Annotated in this window: 14 protein-coding genes and 1 tRNA gene; 7 read left to right on the top strand and 8 right to left on the bottom strand. The window is 45.6% G+C overall.

The genetic code is table 11. The features are described from left to right. Positions 1-73: 73 nt before the first annotated feature. From Q4B82_RS03745 to trpD, 8 genes are all read right to left on the bottom strand, one after another. A tRNA-Gly gene (locus Q4B82_RS03745) sits at positions 74-149 on the bottom strand. 76 nt (positions 150-225) lie between these two features. After that, the gene (pgsA, locus tag Q4B82_RS03740; protein WP_303065094.1) at positions 226-789 is read right to left on the bottom strand and encodes a CDP-diacylglycerol--glycerol-3-phosphate 3-phosphatidyltransferase; all 564 of its coding nucleotides are present in this window, start codon (positions 787-789) and stop codon (positions 226-228) included. A 90-nt stretch (positions 790-879) separates the two neighbouring features. Further along, positions 880-1,602, bottom strand: a complete 723-nt coding sequence (locus Q4B82_RS03735) for an SDR family oxidoreductase (RefSeq protein ID WP_303065093.1) — start codon at positions 1,600-1,602, stop codon at positions 880-882. A gap of 105 nt (positions 1,603-1,707) precedes the next feature. Next, positions 1,708-2,643, bottom strand: coding sequence for a lysophospholipid acyltransferase family protein (locus tag Q4B82_RS03730; protein WP_303065092.1), 936 nt, complete (start codon positions 2,641-2,643; stop codon positions 1,708-1,710). 113 nt (positions 2,644-2,756) lie between these two features. Continuing rightward, complete coding sequence (gene hpnE / locus Q4B82_RS03725) at positions 2,757-4,034, bottom strand: hydroxysqualene dehydroxylase HpnE (RefSeq protein WP_303065091.1); 1,278 nt, start codon at positions 4,032-4,034, stop codon at positions 2,757-2,759. Positions 4,035-4,152: 118 nt separating this feature from the next. Then, positions 4,153-5,004, bottom strand: coding sequence for a presqualene diphosphate synthase HpnD (gene hpnD, locus Q4B82_RS03720; protein WP_303065090.1), 852 nt, complete (start codon positions 5,002-5,004; stop codon positions 4,153-4,155). A 46-nt stretch (positions 5,005-5,050) separates the two neighbouring features. After that, positions 5,051-6,724, bottom strand: a complete 1,674-nt coding sequence (locus Q4B82_RS03715) for a VWA domain-containing protein (RefSeq protein WP_303065089.1) — start codon at positions 6,722-6,724, stop codon at positions 5,051-5,053. A 45-nt stretch (positions 6,725-6,769) separates the two neighbouring features. After that, positions 6,770-7,798 (bottom strand): anthranilate phosphoribosyltransferase, encoded by a 1,029-nt coding sequence (trpD, locus tag Q4B82_RS03710; RefSeq protein WP_303065088.1) that lies wholly within the window; start codon positions 7,796-7,798, stop codon positions 6,770-6,772. A 419-nt stretch (positions 7,799-8,217) separates the two neighbouring features. Here trpD and Q4B82_RS03705 point away from each other — a divergent pair, with 419 nt between their 5' ends. The 7 genes from Q4B82_RS03705 to Q4B82_RS03675 all read left to right on the top strand — a co-directional run bounded on the left by Q4B82_RS03705 (position 8,218) and on the right by Q4B82_RS03675 (position 19,171). Next, positions 8,218-10,293, top strand: coding sequence for a YadA-like family protein (locus Q4B82_RS03705; RefSeq protein WP_303065087.1), 2,076 nt, complete (start codon positions 8,218-8,220; stop codon positions 10,291-10,293). A gap of 554 nt (positions 10,294-10,847) precedes the next feature. Then, positions 10,848-11,933, top strand: a complete 1,086-nt coding sequence (mraY, locus tag Q4B82_RS03700; RefSeq protein ID WP_303065086.1) for a phospho-N-acetylmuramoyl-pentapeptide-transferase — start codon at positions 10,848-10,850, stop codon at positions 11,931-11,933. A 46-nt stretch (positions 11,934-11,979) separates the two neighbouring features. Continuing rightward, positions 11,980-12,939, top strand: coding sequence for a hypothetical protein (locus Q4B82_RS03695; protein WP_303065085.1), 960 nt, complete (start codon positions 11,980-11,982; stop codon positions 12,937-12,939). Positions 12,940-12,942: 3 nt separating this feature from the next. Beyond that, positions 12,943-14,280 carry a UDP-N-acetylmuramoyl-L-alanine--D-glutamate ligase gene (murD, locus tag Q4B82_RS03690; protein ID WP_303065084.1) on the top strand — a complete coding sequence of 446 codons (1,338 nt, stop codon included), beginning with the start codon at positions 12,943-12,945 and terminating at the stop codon, positions 14,278-14,280. A gap of 190 nt (positions 14,281-14,470) precedes the next feature. Continuing rightward, complete coding sequence (ftsW, locus tag Q4B82_RS03685) at positions 14,471-15,715, top strand: putative lipid II flippase FtsW (protein WP_303065083.1); 1,245 nt, start codon at positions 14,471-14,473, stop codon at positions 15,713-15,715. Beyond that, entirely contained in the window at positions 15,708-16,787 is a 1,080-nt protein-coding gene (murG, locus tag Q4B82_RS03680; RefSeq protein WP_303065082.1) for an undecaprenyldiphospho-muramoylpentapeptide beta-N-acetylglucosaminyltransferase, read from the top strand. Before ftsW ends, murG begins: the two co-directional genes overlap by 8 nt. Positions 16,788-16,861: 74 nt before the next feature. After that, a complete protein-coding gene (locus Q4B82_RS03675) occupies positions 16,862-19,171 on the top strand; it encodes a DNA internalization-related competence protein ComEC/Rec2 (protein WP_303065081.1) in 2,310 nt (769 codons plus the stop codon). Positions 19,172-19,217 lie beyond the last annotated feature (46 nt).

Below are 19,217 nucleotides of genomic sequence, written 5' to 3'. Positions count from 1 at the left end.
CTCGCGACCTCAACCTTGGCAAGGTTGCGCTCTACCAACTGAGCTATTCCCGCTTGGTACATCGTAATCAGAGTGGAGCGGGAAACGAGTCTCGAACTCGCGACCTCAACCTTGGCAAGGTTGCGCTCTACCAACTGAGCTATTCCCGCTTGAATTTTGCTGTAAAGCAAAGAAGCTGCGAATTATAAACCTTTTGGTGTTTTTGTCAAGTGTTGCGGTAAAAAATTAACGAAATTCTTGCCAAGCCATTTTTAAATAATAGAACATGGACCAAATGGTAAGAACAGAAGCGATAAACATCAATATGTTACCCCATATTTGGAAGTTAAAACCGTAAAAATCATTCCAGTTGAGCAGCAGAAGAAAAATCGCCAACATTTGGGCAGCGGTTTTTAATTTGCCGATGTAGGCTACGGCGATGCTGTTGCGTTTTCCCATTTGTGCCATCCATTCTCTTAGTGCAGAAATGGTGATTTCGCGACCGATGATAATCATGGCATACAATGCTAGAGTTCGGTCTAATTTTACCAATAAAATCAAGGCAACTGCGACCATCAGTTTATCGGCAACGGGGTCTAAAAAAGCACCAAAATCAGATGTTTGTTTCCAGTGTCTGGCTAAAAAACCGTCTAGCCAATCTGTTGCACTGGCGATGGCAAAAATGGCGGCAGCTATTAAATTGGTCAGTTGGCTACTGAGCCAGTTATCGGGTAAGTAAAACAGAACGGTAAAAAAAGGAATCAGTAAAATCCGCATCCAAGTGAGAAAAATGGGGATATTCCACAGCATAAGTTTTTGTTCCATAAGTGGTAATGGTTTTTTGATGAATTGTACACAATGGCTTGCTGTGCGACAAATGCTTTTGATGCTGCCTGAAATTCATAAATACACAATTTCACCTGAACGTCCGCGACTTTGTTGGCTTAACCACCAAACAAAATCGGGTGTGATGTCGGTCATGTTTTTGCGTTCAGAAGCTGCTTCACCAGGGTGGGTTTTGATGCGTTGTGGTGAGTTGATGCGCCCTGGTACCAATACATTGGCGCGTAAATGTTCAAAACGTGTCCATTCATCAGCGGCGACTTGACACAGATAGTTTAAAGCGGCTTTGCTTGCACCAAAGCCCCCCCAGTAGGCTTGCGGTGTCTCACTGTGTGATTCGCCAACAAAGACAACTGAAGCATCATCTGATTGTTTTAATAAGGGCAATAAGGCGCGTGTTAAAGCCATAGGTGCAACGGTGTTGATGCGGTATTGATTGACCCACTCGTTTACGGTTTGAAAATCCAGAGGTGAGAGTGCGTAGAAATAGCTGGCACAATGTACGATGCCGTCTAATTTGCTGTTTGTGGCTTCGGCAATGGTGTGTGCCAGTTGTTCAAATTCTTTTTCTTCGGCGGGCATCATGTCAAATACCATGGCAAACGGTTCGGGGCTGCCTGTGGCAAGAATTTCATCGTAAACTGTTTCCAGTTTTTTCTGATTGCGCGCCACCAGAATTACTGTTGCACCAGCAGCGGCACATGCTTTGGCAACTTCTGCACCCAAGCCTTGTGATGCACCTGTGATTAAGATGGTTTTATTGTGTAATGCTTTTTCCATTATGGGCTTTCTGAAATGGCAAATTTTGCGTATTTTAACGCTTTATGAGATTGTTTGGTGTGATTTGTTTTGAACCGCCTGAAAGACATCGGATTTAGACATGATTTATTGTGTTTGATGTTGTTCGCGTACTTGTTGAACTTGTGCTAAAGCTTGCTCAAAATCCTGTCGGTAAATGTCTCGTAATTGTGGATTGGTGTGGAAGCGACGGTAATGCCAATGGTAATGACTGGGGTATTTTTCAATGAGTTTTTCTATGGATTGATACAGTATTTCCATGCCATTGTGTTTGTTGCTGTGTAATTGGGCTGGTAAGGCTTCAATGAACATATCAAATCCTGCTTGTTTGTTGCGAATGGCGTAGAGCATCAGGGGCGTGGCTTGGGTTTTTTGAATGAGTTTGGCGACCAGTTGGCTGGAATACAAAGGTATGTCAAACCATGTGTTCATTTCATTTTCAATTTGTGGGTTGTGGTCGGGCAAAATGGCGGTAATGCCACCCTGTTTGAGGGCTTTAAAGACTTGTTTGACACCTTGTTCATCGCTGGTTGCCAATATGGCTTGTTCACGGCTGCGGGCATCGCGAACAAATTGGTCTATGTATGGATTTTTGAAGGGCTTGTACATGATGCTCATGGGGGTAAATTGACTGACCCATGGGTTCATGACTTCCCAAGTGCCGAAATGAGGTACGACCAATACCACGCCTTTTTGCTCATTTAAGGCATGCTCCAATAATTCTTTTCCTGTAACGCAATGAATTAAATCGATGTTTTTGTGTGTTGGATTTGCCCAGATTTTGATGAATTCGGCATAGGATTGCAGTTCGTTTTGGTAAGCAAGTTCACTTAATGTTTCGCGTTCGGTCTTGGATAAATGAGGGAAAGCAATCGCCAGATTCAGGCGTACGGTTTTCAGTTGCTTTTGACGATTGAGTGTGATGAGTAAACGCGCAATGTTGCGTGCAAAACCTTGTAGTAAGGACAGGGGCAGGGCGCGGATAAGGTAAATCAATGGGGTAAGCAAAGGAGAGTGAGCCATAAATTTTAAGTTGAGTGGGGTTTGTGGATTGTGGTAGCTGTTTTTTTACAGGCTGCCTGAAAAATGAGATTTATGCCATATTGGGGCGTGTTGAGTAATCAATCTATATTTTATCATAAGCAGCGTGTAACCTTTATTGCGGTTTCTTTACCACTCAATACTGCTGCTTCCAAAGTGGCGGGATAACGCGGATAGAGCCAATCACCAGCGAGCCAAATGTTGGCTGTGTTCAAATCTGACATTTCAGGTAGCTTACGGTTTATCGTACTGGCAATGGTGGCACGTTTTTCGGTAATCACTTGTTGTGCCACAATTTCGCCAGCATTGGGACAAATGCGCAATACATCATGATGTACTGCTGTTGCCCAATCGCGGTTTGGGGTGCTGCCTGAAAGAACGTCCGATAAACTCACAACCGCTGCCACTTCATTTGCGCCATTGATGCGTGTGCGGTCAATCAGCCATTGTGCTGTGCCATCGGCAAAACCCGTCATTAAGGCAGGTAGTTTAATGGGTTTTTTGTAACGCAGATAAATTGTGGTAATCGCGTGATAATCCAATTCTTCAATCGCCGCACGCACACCATTACCCCAATTTTCAGGCAGCAATTTTGCCACATGATAAGGCGCAACCGCCACAATTGCCGCATCAAACCATGTGCCATTCACGCACACTTTACCGTTTTTGCAAGATAACTGTGCCACGCGTGTTTCAGGCAGCCAAATGCCACCATGTGATTGAATATATTGTAAAACAGGTTCAGCAAGCAAGGCGGTTAAATCCATGCGTGGCAGGCAATAATCGCTGGCGGCACGTTTTGCCCACACGCCATCTGCCAACACATTGCACAATACACGCAAACTGGCATGTTCCAAAGGGGTATTTAGCGCACCCAATACCATAGGTAACCAAAATTGTTTTTGCCAGAAATCATCTGTATTTTGTTGTAACCATGATGCAAGCGATTGGTCAGGTAAATTGGCATGGTGCCATTTTTTTAACGCATTCATTTGTTGGAGTAAAGCCATTTTTTCAGACAGTTTACACCCTTGTGCGGTCAAAATTGCCCACAATAAATTCAAGGGTGCAGGCAACCATGATGCTGCCTGAAAACGCACGCCATCTGCCAAATGCCATTGTAAAGGTTGGCGTACAAAGGTTTGACGCATATTCACGCCCACTTTATCAAGTAGCGCGAACACGCCAGCATATGCACCAATCAACAGATGCTGACCATTATCGGCAAAAGAAAAACCGTTTGCTAGCACACCACGTGCACGCCCACCTGCAACACGCGATGCTTCAAACAATGTAACGTGGTGTTGTGTGGCAAGTTCGGCAGCGGCGGACAAACCTGCCCAACCCGCGCCGATGATGGCGATGTGTTTCATAGGGTTCCTCTGTGATTTTGGTTTTAGACCGTCTCAAGATTTGATATAGGGTGCGTTTTTTTAATTATGGTCATGTACTGGAAGCCTGCCTGAAAATATGGGGTGCAATAAATGTTTATTATGGTTTAAACCCAAATAACCACGTTTTTAGCGCAATCCGCATTTTACGCGGATTGGGGATTTTGATTTTGTATTTCAAAATGTTTACCAAACCATCGCGTTCAATTTCCAAAAGCAGCGCGTAATAAATGCTGCCCATAATCAAGCCTGTTTTTTGGCTTTTTTTGTCGCTTTCAGGCAGCATGCAGATGGCTTGGCGATAAGTTTCTTGGGCGCGGTTGAACTGAAAACGCATCAATTCGGCAAATTCGGGTGTGGCTTGGGCGGATAAAATGGTGTGTGCTGGTACGTTAAACCGTGCCAATTCGTCCATTGGCAGGTAAATTCGCCCCATTCGTGCGTCTTCGCCTACATCGCGTATGATGTTGGTCAGTTGCAATGCCAAGCCCATTTTTTCGGCATAATCCAGCGTTGCAGGTTGTCTGAAACCAAGTATGCGCGTTATCAGTCGCCCAACCACGCCTGCTACGCGGTAGCAATAATATTGCAGGTCGTCAAATGTGGCGTAGCGGACATGGTGCAAGTCCATTTCCATGCCATTGATGATTTCTACCAGTTCATTTTCAGGCAGCCTGAAAGTGGCGGCGATGGGTTGCAGGGCTTGATGAACAGGGTGTTCTGGTTGCTGGTTGGGGACGAACGCTTTTGCCAAATCTTGTCGCCACCATGCTAATGTGGTGCGGGCAATGCTGATGTCGGTGCAGTCGTCCACAATGTCGTCCAACTCGCGGCAATAGGCGTATAAAACCGTTATGGCTTCGCGTTGGGGCGTGGGGAGAAATCGGAAGCCTGCTAAAAAGCTGGAACCGCTTTGTTGTGCTTTGTTTTGGCAGTATTGCAAGGGTTGCATATGGTTTTTATTGAATAAAATGGTATTTGGGTTTAGACCTGTATTTTTAACGTGGTTTACTGCTTAAACTTTTGGCAATTTGAATCAATGCCACAAATTCTTCGTGTAAACCATAAGGGTCGGGTTTTGAGGCGGTTTGGGCTAATTGGATAATGTCGTCCCATGTCATTTTGCCGTTGTATTGTCCACCACGCAAGGCTTGACCGTAAGCCGCTGCGGCGATTGTGAGACGTGTGCTGGTATCGGCTTGTGCAATAGGTTTACTTTGGATTCCAATGGCTTGGCTGATAAGTTTGCTGTCTTTTTGATTGGGCAATTTGTAACGCAGTTTCACAAAAGCGTATTCATTTTGGCTGCCTGAAACGGTTGGGGTGGTTTGGTAGCGTGATGTATCTAACCAGCCTTGTTGTCCAACAGGAATGATTTCATATAAGGCGGTTACGCTGTGTCCAGCACCGATATCGCCTGCATCTACTCTGTCGTTATTGAAATCTTCTTGCTTTAAGAGGCGATTTTCATAGCCGACCAAGCGATATTCTTTTACGGTGGCAGGGTTGAATTCCACTTGGATTTTTACGTCTTGAGCAACTGTTGCCAAAGTTGATGACAGCTGGCGTTGTAGGACTTTTTTGGCTTCGTTGTGATTGTCAATGTAGCTGTAATTGCCATCGCCTGCATCTGCCAGTTGTTCCATTAAGTGTTCATTGTAATTACCTGTACCGAAACCCAATGTGGTCAACGAAATACCACTTTTGCGTTTTTCGGCAACCAAATCTTTGAGTGCATCAAAGCTGGTAATGCCTACATTGAAATCACCATCGGTCGCCAACAAAATGCGGTTGATGCCGTTTTTCACATAGGCATCTTGTGCGGCTTGATATGCCATGCGTATGCCTTTTTCGCCAGCGGTACTGCCGCTTGCGTGTAATTCATTGATGGCACGCAAAATGGTGTCTTTTTCTTTGCCTGATGTGGGAGGCAGAACCAACTTTTCGCCGCTGGCATACGTTACGATACTCACTTTATCTTGTGGACGCAGTTGCTCGGTCAGTAAACGCAAAGTGTGTTTGACCAAAGGCAGTTTGTCATCGCTACTCATGCTGCCTGAAACGTCCACCAAAAACACCAAATTGGCAGGTGGTAACGTTTTGCTTTGTAAATCTTGTGCTTGTATGCCAATGCGGATTAACTTGGCGTTTTTTTGCCAAGGTGAATCAACGGTTTCAGTATGTACTGCAAAGGGCAGATTATTTTCAGGCAGCCGATAGCGCACGCCAAAATAATTCATCAATTCTTCAATGCGTACAGCATTGCTGGGCGGCAAACTACCATTTTGGAGCATACGGCGTACATTGGCATAGCTGCCTGTATCCACATCTATGCTGAATGTAGAAACGGGATTGTGTACCACAGTTTGCACGGGGTTGTTGTCTATTTTACCGTAGCGTTCGCGGTTTTCGATTGGTCTGATGTATTCGGCTTTTGTTGTCGAGCCCAATAAACCGATAAATGCATCACGTTTGAGCATGGTGGTATTTTCCGTACCACCGTGAATTTGTCCATAAAGCACCACGCCCGATTGCATTTCAGGTGCAGGTGTGGGGGTGGTAATGGCAACATCGGGCGCGATTTGTGGTGTTGGGCTTCGGCTTTGTGAACACGCAGTTAATAAAGTGCCGACCACAAACAGATTGCATAATGCAAAATACCTTGATTTCATGTGGTTTTCCTTATTGAGATTGGGTTTGATACGAGCAAGATGTTTTCAGGCAGCCTGTTGGGTTGCTGCAATAAAAGCCTGTTGTTTGGCTTGGGCTTTGCCACTGTCTATCGCTTCAATCGCCAGTTGCACACCTTCTTTTAGGCTGTCTGAAATGCCACCTGCATACAAACACGCTGCCGCATTGATTAAAACAATATCCCGTGCAGCCCCTTTTTCGCCAGCCAAAACACGATTCATCATCGCCAAAGATTCAGCAGCATTGTCCACTTTCAGGCAGCTTAAATCAGGGTAAACGGGTAACCCCACGTCTTCTGGGTGCAAATCGTATTCCTGAATAACTCTGTTTTTCAATTCCGCGATGCGCGTGCTGCCTGAAACCGTGATTTCGTCCAAACCATCGCTGCCGTGTACCACCAAAGCGTGTTTTGCGCCCAATTGTTGTAAAACACGCGACAAAATGCCACACAAATCAAAGTGGAATACGCCAATCAGTTGATTAGCAGCACCTGCGGGATTGGTCAAAGGTCCTAAAATATTGAAAATGGTGCGAAACCCCAAAGACTTACGAACAGGCGCAACATAACGCATTGCAGTATGATGTGTTGGGGCAAACATGAAACCCAAACCCAGATTTTCAATGTGAGCAGCGGTTTGTTCGGGTGTCTGGTTCAGATTTACGCCCATGTGTTCCAACACATCAGCCGCACCGCTGGACGAAGAAACAGAACGACCGCCATGCTTGGCAACGTGTGCGCCTGCGGCAGCGGCAACAAACATGGCAGTAGTGGAAATATTAAACGTTTTTGCGCCATCACCACCTGTGCCGACAATGTCCACCAATTTTTCAGGCTGCTTAACCGCTACTTTTAGCGCAAATTCACGCATTACGCTGGCGGCAGCGGCAATTTCGGATACGGTTTCCACTTTAATCCGCAAGCCAACCAATAAACCTGCGATTTGTTCAGGTGGCACTTCGCCACGCATAATTTGACGCATCAAATCCGTCATTTCATCGTAAAACAATTCATTGTTGTCAATCAATCGTATAAGGGCTTGTTGAGGGGTAATCATGAGGTTTCCTTGAAAATAAATGACTGGCATAGGACAAACCTATGCGGTATCTAAATTTAATTTAAGCCGTTGTAGCGCGGGTGATTGCACCCACCATTGTTCAGGTAGATTTTTATTACACGGCAATTTTGATTATAGGGTGCGTACCATGCACCAAATTTAAAGCAATTGCAATGATTTTGGTGCGTGATACGCACTCTACACAAAATGATTTCAGGCTGCTTGAAAATCAATTATTGTTGTGTGAAAACGGTGGATGCCCGTACCCACTCTGCGACAATTTTTTAAACAAAAGGTTATTTTTCTTATTTCAAGTTCGCGTTTGAGTTTAGATGGTGCATTCCATTATACTTATGCTTTTGCTGTCTGAAAGCACAAAAAGCATTTTTTATCTATCAAAACAATCGGAGCGTCAAATCATGAATAAAATTTACCGCATCATTTGGAACGCCACTACCCAAACTTGGGCTGTGGTACAGGAAAATGTGAGAGCCAAAGGCAAAAGCACCCGCAAAAGTGTTGTTGCTGGTGTGATTTTACTGGCAGGGGGGCTGGTTGCTCCTGCTTTGGCAGCTGACTTTGTTCGTAATCAAAATGGTATTGCCATTTCTCGAACAGGTACAAATGGTAGTGCAAATGCTGTGCAAAGTGCCGTAGCAATAGGCGAGGGTGCGCGTGCCATAGGTGGTAATTCAGTTGCAACAGGCACAGGGGCGCAGACAACAGGAAGTGGTGCAGTTGCAACAGGTGTAAATGCCCAAGCAACAGCAGGGAATACGGTGGCAACAGGTAATAATGCGCGAGCCACAGCAGCAGGTGCAGTGGCAACAGGTATGAATGCTCTTGCTACTGGGCAAAATACGGTATCGGTGGGCGTGAATGCCGTTGCTACTGGGCAAAATGCGGTATCAGTGGGTCTGAATGCCAAAATTGAAGGCAATGCTTCAATGAACAGTATTGCCATTGGTACAGCAGCGACAATTAATGCAACAGGTGGATATGATTCCAAGAACAGTATCGCAATGGGTACACAGAGTTCAGTTTCTGGGGAAAAATCGGTGGCGATTGGTTACAATGCCAAAGTAGCAGGTAGTACAGATGTGACTGCTTCGGGTGTGGCGATTGGTGATGAAGCGAATGTTGAGGGACAAAACTCTATGGCGATTGGACATTGGGCGATTGCCAAACCCAAGGATATTATAGGTTCTTCAGGACCTAATAGGGGGTCAGCAACCGCATTGGGCGATAAGGCGCAGGCAACAGGACAATGGTCTTTGGCATCGGGTACTTTGAGTGAAGCAATGGAAAGTGGGGCAACAGCAACGGGCTATAAAGCAAAAGCAGGTACAACCAATTCCTTGGCTTTGGGACAAGGGGCAAAAGCAGGGATTGAGTCTGTGGTTAATGCGTCATCGGGTGCTCGCTATGACACAACAACTGCTGCTGTTGGCGGCTATGGCGAAATTGCCATTGGTCATAATGCCAATGCACAAGGTAATCGCTCTTTGGCAATGGGTATCAACAGCAATGCTTATGCCAAATATGCGATTGCGATTGGTGAGGGGGCGCAAGCTGCCGTTGAGGCTAGAGTAGGTAAACCTGAATCGGGATACAGAGCCATTGCGTTGGGTTTGGGTGCAAAAGCCTTGTCCAATGACAGTGTTGTAATTGGTACAAACAGTAAGGTGGCAGAAGATAAAACAGCGGGTATTGCAATTGGACGTGAATTGACCAATCAGGGCAACAGTTCGGTTGTGATTGGTGATCAAAGTAAGGTTGATGCCGACCGTTCTGTGTCCATTGGTCGCAATAATGAAATCAAAAATACCGATACGGATACTTTTGTTTTGGGCAATGGTGTTACGGTTACCGAGAAAAATTCGGTTGCTTTGGGTGCGGGTACAGCCATTACGGACGTGGGCGCTGGTGGTGCATACACAGGCGCAGGCAGCCTGAAAACCAAGAACACCAATGGCACAAACGGTACACGCGCTACAACGGCGGGTGCAACAGGTGAAGTCAATTCCGCTACGGTAAATGGCGTGACATACGGCGGTTTTGAAGGTGCGAAAGCAGCAGGTGCGGTTTCTGTGGGTTCATCAGGAGCAGAACGCCGCATTCAAAATGTGGCGGCAGGCGAAATTTCGGAAACTTCTACCGATGCCATCAATGGTTCGCAGTTGTATCAAGTGGCGCGTAGCATCAGTAACAGCGTTGCACCTGCCATTAATCAGTTAAACCAACGTATTGATGATGTGGATAAAGATGCGCGTGCAGGTATTGCAGGCACCATCGCACAGATTGCCATTCCACAGGTTACGCGCCCTGGTGCAACAGGTTTTGGCGTGGGAACGGGGCATTATCGAGGTCAATCCAGCTTTGCTTTGGGCATCTCTGCGATGACCGATAGCGGTAATTGGATTGTGAAAGGCAATGTGTCTGTGGATACGCGTGGCAAAGCAGGCATCGGCGCAGGCGCATTGTTTCAATGGTAAGGTAAATTGGGCAGTTTAATACAAAAGGGCGGATTAGGTGTTCGCCCTTTTGTGTGTCCTGTTTTCTATTGGGTTTACCATAATTTGAAACGACCATAAATGTGGTAACAATTGATTTTGAGGCTGCCTGAAAACGGTAGCTGTCATCACTTACACCACAAAAATCATTGACTTTATGGTTAATTTATTTGAAAACAGGACAAATGTAGGGAGTAACTTGTTGCATCATTTTCTTAATCAAACAAGGATTGGGTGCAACAAGTTGCACCCTACGAAATGTCCTAATTTTTTCCACTTGTCATAAGCAACTGAATGATTATGGAAAATCATGAATTTTGGGTTGCATTGGCTTGGCTGTGAATGGTTTATTGAGTTGCATCTTGAACAAGCTGCCTGAAAGCCTTTTGCTTGAATGTGGGATTTGTGAAAAAATACGGGTTTCGTGTCTAGCTTGTTTCAGGCAGCCTGTTTGCACCACCATGAATATGATTGTTCAAAGGTGGCACAATAAACCTTTGACACATACATCAAAATGACGCACAGGAATAAATAGAATGTTGATTTATCTGGCAGAGTATCTGCAACAATACATTACGGCATTTAATGTTTTTCAATACACCACTTTCCGTGCCGTTATGGCGGCTTTGACTGCATTGATATTCAGTCTGCTGCTCGGGCCTTGGACCATTCGCAAATTGACGGCTTTGAAAGTGGGGCAGGCGGTGCGCACCGATGGGCCACAAACGCATTTGGTTAAAAACGGTACGCCTACTATGGGCGGTTCGCTGATTTTAACCGCAATTGCGGTGGCAACTTTATTGTGGGCAAGGTTGAATAATCCGTATGTGTGGATTTTGCTCGGTGTGATGTTGGCAACTGGGGCATTGGGTTTTTATGACGATTGGCGCAAAGTGGTTTATAAAGACCCGAAGGGTGTGTCGGCGAAATTCAAAATGGTGTGGCAAAGTGCGGTGGCTTTGGCAGCAGGCTTGGCTTTGTTTTATTTGGCAAATAATTCGGCCAATAATATTTTAATCGTGCCGTTTTTCAAGCAGATTGCCTTGCCTTTGGGGGTGGTGGGTTTTTTGATTTTGAGTTATTTGACGATTGTCGGTACGTCTAATGCGGTGAATTTGACCGATGGTTTGGACGGTTTGGCGGCATTTCCTGTGGTGCTGGTGGCTGGCGGTTTGGCGATTTTTGCGTACGCAACGGGACACGCGCAATTTGCTTCGTATTTGCAATTGCCTTTTGTGGCTGGGGCAAATGAAGTGGTCATTTTCTGTACGGCGATGTGTGGCGCGTGTTTGGGCTTTTTGTGGTTTAACGCTTATCCTGCACAGGTATTTATGGGCGATGTGGGGGCGTTGGCATTGGGTGCGGCTTTGGGAACGGTGGCAGTGATTGTGCGCCAAGAGTTTGTGTTGGTGATTATGGGCGGTTTGTTTGTGGTGGAGGCCTTGAGTGTGATGCTGCAGGTAAGCTGGTACAAGCGCACGAAAAAACGAATTTTTTTGATGGCACCGATTCATCATCACTACGAGCAAAAAGGTTGGAAAGAAACGCAGGTGGTGGTGCGGTTTTGGATTATTACGATTGTGTTGGTATTGGTGGGTTTATCCACTTTAAAAATCCGGTAATTGTCAATAGCCCCTAATGTGTTGGCTGCCTGAAACCGTTTAAACAATGTTAAAATCATGCCGTTTTGTGCTGTTTCAGGCAGCATGGGAGAAGAGTAAAAAAATGTTGGCAAAACATTCGGTGCGTTTGGCGGTGGCTTTGACTGCTGCCATTTTATTGGGCGGTATGGCGTATTTGGGTTATCGCTTGATTCAAGATGTGCACCACAATACGGAAAACATGGCGCAGCATACAGTATCAACATCATCAAATACCCACAACAGCAGCACACTTGCAGCTGAGCAGCAGATCAATATGGCAGTCAGTGCGGCCAGTTTGACTGTGTTGGTTCAAGCTGAGCAGGGCGTGAGCAATGGTCAAGATTTGCTGATTAAAGCTGGCGAATTTGCTTATCGCAATGGTGAGCCACACATTCGCTTGTCTTTGCTCAATCAAGGCAATTTTGCAGCAGGTGGTGTGTTTGTGGGTTTTAAGCTGTATTTAGACGGTGGCAATGAACCCGTTGCACCAATGACAGTAGTGGAAGCACAGTTTGCCGAGAATTTGCTTTCAGGCAGCAATACACTTGCCCATTTTGTGATTACAGACCCACGTTGGCAAAGTAAAGCAGTGCGTGCGGCAAAAAGTCGCCGTGTGGTGGCGCAAATTGTAGCGGTGGGCGACAGTGAACGTGGTGGCGCAGATTATCCACAAATGAGCGCAGGGGTGTTATTGCGTCAAACTGCCAATGATTGGAGCAAAAAAATATCTGTTCTTGAGGCAGAGGGGGTTTCTTTGCGCGAAAGTGCCTCACAAGTGAATGTGGTCTCGCCCAATATTGAAGTGCAAGCCGATGTGGCAGATGCTCATCAACCGCAAATGCTGCCTGAAAAAGCCATGCAGAACCCCAATGATATTGCTGAATTTTTGGAAAAACCTTTGCCAACGGGCGAGCCACGCATCATTTCGGTGCAAGTGCAAGAATACAAAGATGGGCAATTACAGCGTTCTGAAACGAAAGAATAAATCATGGATTTCAAAAATAAAACAATTTTGGTCGCAGGTTTGGGCGATACGGGTGTGTCGGTTTTGGCTTATTGTGCCCACATTGGCGCGAAGGTAGTAGGCTACGATGCCCATTTGTCTTCGGAACGTGAACAGCAATTGAAACATCAATTTCCTGAATTTCCCTTGTTTTCAGGCAGCCTAAAAGATGCTTTGCGTGAATGTGATGTTTTGGTGTTAAGTCCAGGCATGACACGTAGGTTGTCTGAAATCCGTGAATTTGAACAGTGTGGCGGTCAGGTAATCGGCGATGTGGCAATTTTATCTGATTTATTGAAAAATCAATCAGATAAAATCATTGCCATTACGGGCAGCAATGGCAAAACCACCGTAACCAGTTTGGTGGGGCATTTGTGTAAAAAAAGCGGTTTGGATACAGTAGTGGCAGGCAATATTGGTACACCTGTTTTGCAAGCATGGTTGCAACGCAAAGGCAAACCTGCTGATGTGTGGGTATTGGAATTGTCCAGCTTCCAGTTGGAAACAACGGCTTATCTTGATGCTGATGCTGCGGTTTGTTTGAATGTTTCCGAAGACCATTTAGACAGATATGATGATTTATTGGATTATGCGCGTACCAAAGACCAGATTTTCAATGGTACAGGCACGCAAGTATTAAATGGCGATGATGTATTGTGTCAAGCCATGAGGCGAGAAGCACGGCAAACCGTTTATTTTTCGTTGCAAAACCCAGCACAAGATTATGTTTTTGACTCGCTTTCAGGCTGCCTGAAACACCAAAATCAAACCATTATGGCGCAAAAAGACATTCCCCTTTCAGGCAGCCACAATACTGCCAATGTGTTGGCGGCATTGGCATTATGTGAAGCGATTGGCATACAACGTTGTGAATTGGTGCGTCACATTGCCAGTTTCAAGGGATTGCCCCACCGTGTTGAAACCATTGGCGAAAAAAATGGCATCACGTTCATTGATGACAGCAAAGGCACAAATGTGGGTGCAACCGTCGCCGCGATTGCAGGGCTGCCTGAAAAGTTGGTTTTGATTGCAGGTGGACAAGGCAAAGGACAGGATTTCACACCTTTGCGTGAAGTTCTGCGTGATAAAGTGCGGGCGGTGTTTTTAATTGGCATTGATGCACCTAAAATTGCACAAGATTTGGCTGATTGTGGCGTGGAAATTGTGTTTTGTAACAGTTTGCCCGAAGCAGTGCAAAAAGCTTATGCGGTAGCAAAAGTAGGCGATTCGGTTTTATTAAGTCCTGCCTGTGCCAGTTTGGATATGTTTCAAAACTATGCTCATCGCGCACAAGTATTTATTGAAGCGTTTCATGCTTTGTGATGTTTAGTAGCTTATTGTATAGTCGTTTCAAATGCATACAAATGGCACAGCGTTGCCAACGCCCTTATGTATTGGGTATATGCACGGCTCTCGTTGTTGCCTTATCCTATTTTAATTTTAAGCGACCATACTTAAATAAATATGGCTGCCTGAAAAATATCTCTTTGTTTTTTTTATAGAATGCACAACGATGTGGTCTCAATTTAAGCACAGTTATTTTTTCAACGAAAATTTCTTATTGGGTCGCCCCAATCTTTTGAAAAATGGTGATAACTACGATAAAGCCTTGGTTTTGGTGTTGTCGTGTTTATTGTGTTTGGGTTTGGTTATGGTGTTTTCGGCATCTGCTATCCAAAACACATTTGAAAACCGCTTTTATTATTTGATTCGTCAAGCTGAATTTGCCACATTGGGTTTGATTGCGGCATTGATTTTGTCTTATGTGCCATTGTGGCGTTGGCAACGCTGGGCGCGTTATCTTTTGGGTTTGGCAATATTGTCTTTGATTGTGGTTTTGCTGACAGGTGATACGGTAAAAGGTGCAGTACGTTGGATTAGATTACCTTTGGGTTTTAACTTTCAACCTAGTGAATTGCTGAAATTGGCAACCATTTTATATGTAGCAGACTTTTTTAAGCGAAAAGTGGACATTTTGCATGATTTTCATCGGGTTAAATGGGTTGCCGTGCCGATTGCGATTGCGGTGGCATTGGTGCTTTTAACACGCGACTTGGGTTCGGCGATTGTGGTGGTGGGGCTGTTTTTGGCTCTATTGTATTTGGTCAATATGCCAATGAAATGGTTTTGGTCGGCAGTAGGCATCGGTTTGTGGGCTTGTGCTGTGATTATTTTCAGCAGCGATTTCCGTATGCGCCGCATCAGCGTGATGTGGAAACCTTGGGAAGACCCAACAGGCACAGGTTTTCAAGGCTTGGGTTCATTGATGTCTTTGCATGAAGGTGGTTTGTGGGGTAAAGGTTTGGGTAATGCCGTTGTGAAACACGGTTTTCTACCCGAAGCACATACTGATTTTATTTTGGCCGTAATGGGTGAAGAATTGGGCATGGTAGCGGTGATTGCTTTGATGTTCACTTATTTGTGGCTGATTAGACGGGCTTTTTCCATTGCCAAACAAGCACGCGATTTGGATTTGCATTTTAACTTTTTTGTGGGCATTGGCATAGGTTTGTGGGTAGCGGCACAAAGTTTCATCAATATTGGTGTAAACATCAGTTTATTGCCCAATAAAGGTTTAACCTTGCCTTTGATTTCTTATGGTGGTACTTCATTGTTTTTGATGATGATTGCTTTTACCTTGCTTTTGCGTGTGGACTACGAAAACCGCCGTGTGTTACGCGGTTTTAATGTGGCAGACCCGCGTGAAAGGCTGCCTGAAAACACCGATTTAACAAATAAAGGGGAGCATCATGAATGATAAACGCAAAAATATTCTGTTGATGGCGGGTGGTACAGGTGGTCATATTTTCCCTGCTTTGGCTGTGGCGCAGGTTCTGCAAGCGCGTGGTCATCATGTGGTTTGGTTGGGTAGCCAAGACAGCATGGAAGAACGTTTGGTACCACAATATGGTATTCAACTGGAAACCATTGCCATGAAAGGTTTGCGTGGCAATGGCTTCAAACGCAAACTTGCTATGCCCTTGATGTTGTTTAAAGCCTTACGTCAAACTCAAGCCATTTTGGTGCGTCATCAAATTGATGTAGTAGTAGGTTTCGGTGGTTTTGTTACTTTTCCTGGTGGCCTGGCTGCTAAATTGGCAGGCATTCCGATTGTGATACATGAGCAAAATGCCGTTGCAGGTATGGCAAATAAACAACTGGCAAAATGGGCAAAACGAGTGTTGTATGCTTTCCCGCACGCTTTTCCCCATTTGAAAAAAGAAGGCTTGGTAGGCAATCCTGTGCGCGCTGAAATTGCAGCTTTACCCGAACCGAAGGAACGTTTTGCCAAGCGTTCAGGCTGCCTGAAAGTCAGCGTGGTAGGTGGTAGTTTGGGGGCTCAAGTGTTCAATGAGATTTTGCCACAAGCCATGCAGCTTTTGCCAGCAGAGCAACGCCCAATCATCACTCATCAATGTGGACGCGGTAAACAAGAAAGCGTTCAGGCAGCCTATCTTGCCGCTGGTGTGCAAGCGCAATGTATTGAGTTCATTCAGGATATGACGGCAGTTTATCGTGATGCTGATATTCTTTTATGTCGTGCAGGCGCGCTGACCATTGCCGAATTGGCAGCCGCAGGTACGGGTGCATTATTGGTGCCTTTCCCACATGCGGTTGATGACCACCAAACCGCCAATGCACGGCATTTTGTTGCTGCGCAAGCAGGTTTATTGTTGCCTCAATCGCAACTTACTGCCGAAAAATTGGCTCAAGTGTTTGCTGCTTTAACACGCGAGCAATGCCAACAATGGGCGGAAAATGCACGCACATTGGCATTGCCCAATAGTGCGGACGATGTGGCAGATGCGGTATTGGGCGTATTGAATTGAGAATACCTGTATTTCAGATTGTCTGAATCTCAAAAAGACCGATTTTTTCATTAGCGCAGAATTTGTTTTAATTCATGTTTTCATCATTTTATTTGGCGACTTTTTGTGTTGGTGTGATGTTGTCTTTTTATCTGCCTGAACGCGGAACGGGCTGGTTTTGGCTGGGTTTATTGGGCATAAGCATTATTGTGTATTCAGGTAGCCTGAAACGTTGGGGCAATACACCACAAACACGCACATTATTGGCTATTGTATTGTGTGTATCAGGCATGATTTATGGTGTGGCACGCACCAGTTGGGATTTATCGCAGCAATGGACAGTAACAGATGAAACGCCTGCCCAATCCGTTTCCATTTCGGTCATTGGGCTGCCTGAATACGATGAAAGAGGAAGGGTTCGTTTTACGGCGACACTGCATACGGCAGATGGTCGCCGTTTTCGTGTTCAAGCGCAAGATTTTTTGGGGCGTGCATGGCAAGTTGGTTCGCATTGGCAAGTGAAAGCGCGTGTGCGTGCCGCGATTGGCACACGCAATCGGGTGGGTTTTGACCGTGAAGCATGGGCATTGGCAAATGATTTTGACGGTATGGCAACAATAGGTGCAGATCGTGAGAAGTTGCCTGAAAGCGTGGAAACAGCAGCAAACTTTTGGGATTATCCCCGTATTTTGGCCAACCGCATTCGTGAACGCATTCAGCAAAATTGGCAAACGGTTTTCATGTCTTATCCACAAGGCACGGCTTTGATGCGAGCATTGGCAATTGGCGACGGTTCGGGTTTGAGTATGACAGCATGGGCGGCATTTCGTCCTTTGGGTATCAATCATTTAATCAGCATTTCAGGTTTGCACATTACCATGATGGGTATGTTGGCAGGTATATTGTGTAAACAAGTTATGCGTTTTTTACCGCGTTTGCCTGCGCGACCGCGTGTTTGGCAACTCGCATTCGGGGTTTGTGTGGCGGCGGTTTATACTGCGTTGGCGGGCTTTGAAATTCCTGCTTTACGCAGCTTATTGATGTTGACCGTATTTGCGGTTTTTTGGGCTTGGCGTGGGCGCATTGGTTCGTGGCAAACATGGTGGACAGCATTGCTGGTTGTTTTGTTGTATCGCCCTGCTTCAGTATTGACGGCTGGATTTTGGTTGTCATTTGGACTGGTTGCGGTTTTGTTGTGGGTTTTTGCGTGGCGGTTGCCTGAAACGCAAGTGAATGGCTTTGTTAAAATACAAGTGGCAATGCGTGCGCAATGGGCGGCATTTTTATTGGGTAGCGTGGCAGCAGTACATTTTTTTGGTTTATGGGCTGTGTTTGCACCTTTGGTCAATACGATTGCCATTCCGTTTTTTACGTTGGTTCTGGTGCCATTGGCTTTATTGGCTTCCTTTGTGCCTGTGGATTTTGTGCAAACCTTTTCCGCTTGGCTGGGCGAACAAAGCATGATGGTTTTATTGTATTGGGGCGAAAGGCTGCCTGAAATAACGATGGCACACGCACCTGCGCCATTATTGGGGGCGGCGGTAGTGGCTGCTTTATTGTGTTTATTGCCTGTGGGTTTGCGCGTGCAACCATTGGCAGGATTGATGTTGTTGCTGTTTGCGTTTTATCGTCCGCCACCGTTTTCAGGCAGCTTGAAAATGACGGTGTGGGACGTGGGACAAGGTCTATCGGTGTTATTGGAAACCCCATCTCAACGGGTTTTGTTTGACACGGGAATGCCTGTAGCGGAAAGTGCTTTATTGCCCAATTTACGCGCAATTGGTGTGCAACACTTTCATGCTTTGATTTTGTCGCATCACGATAATGACCACGATGGTGGTTTTTCTGACTTGTCGCACAGGCATACTTGGGACAACTTATGGGCAGGACAGCCTGAATTTTATGCTGATGCCAAACATTGTACCAATGGCACAGCTTGGACGATTGATGATGTGCATTTTGAATTTTTAACGCCACCCATTGATTTCACGCGCCAACAAGGTACAGACAATGATTTAAGTTGCGTCTTACGGGTGCAATTTGGTGAACAAGCGGTATTGCTTACAGGTGATTTAGGTGAGCGCGGCGAACAATGGTTGTGGCAACATTATGGTGACAGTTTACACAGTCAAGTTTTGGTTCTAGGACATCATGGCAGTGCATCGTCCAGTAGCGGTCGCTTTATCAATGCGGTTGCGCCACAATATGGCATTGCCAGTAGCGGTTTTGCCAATCCTTATCGCCACCCGCATCCAACAGTACAAACCCGTTTGCGTGCGCATGGTGTATCTTTATTGAGAACTGATAAACAAGGAGGCTTGATTTTGCAGTTTGATGGACAAAAACAGATTGATGTTTTTAAATTGGCAGAGAAAAAATGGTGGCATAAAAAGCCGTTTGATTGAGTGGGTATCATCATAATGAGGCTGCCTGAAAGCAATCAGATACTTT

Origin of the sequence: Alysiella sp. (assembly GCF_030525755.1) — a bacterium.
Lineage (GTDB): Bacteria > Pseudomonadota > Gammaproteobacteria > Burkholderiales > Neisseriaceae > Simonsiella.
Note: the sequence above shows the minus strand (reverse complement) of the source record. Positions and strands in the feature narration are given on the sequence as shown.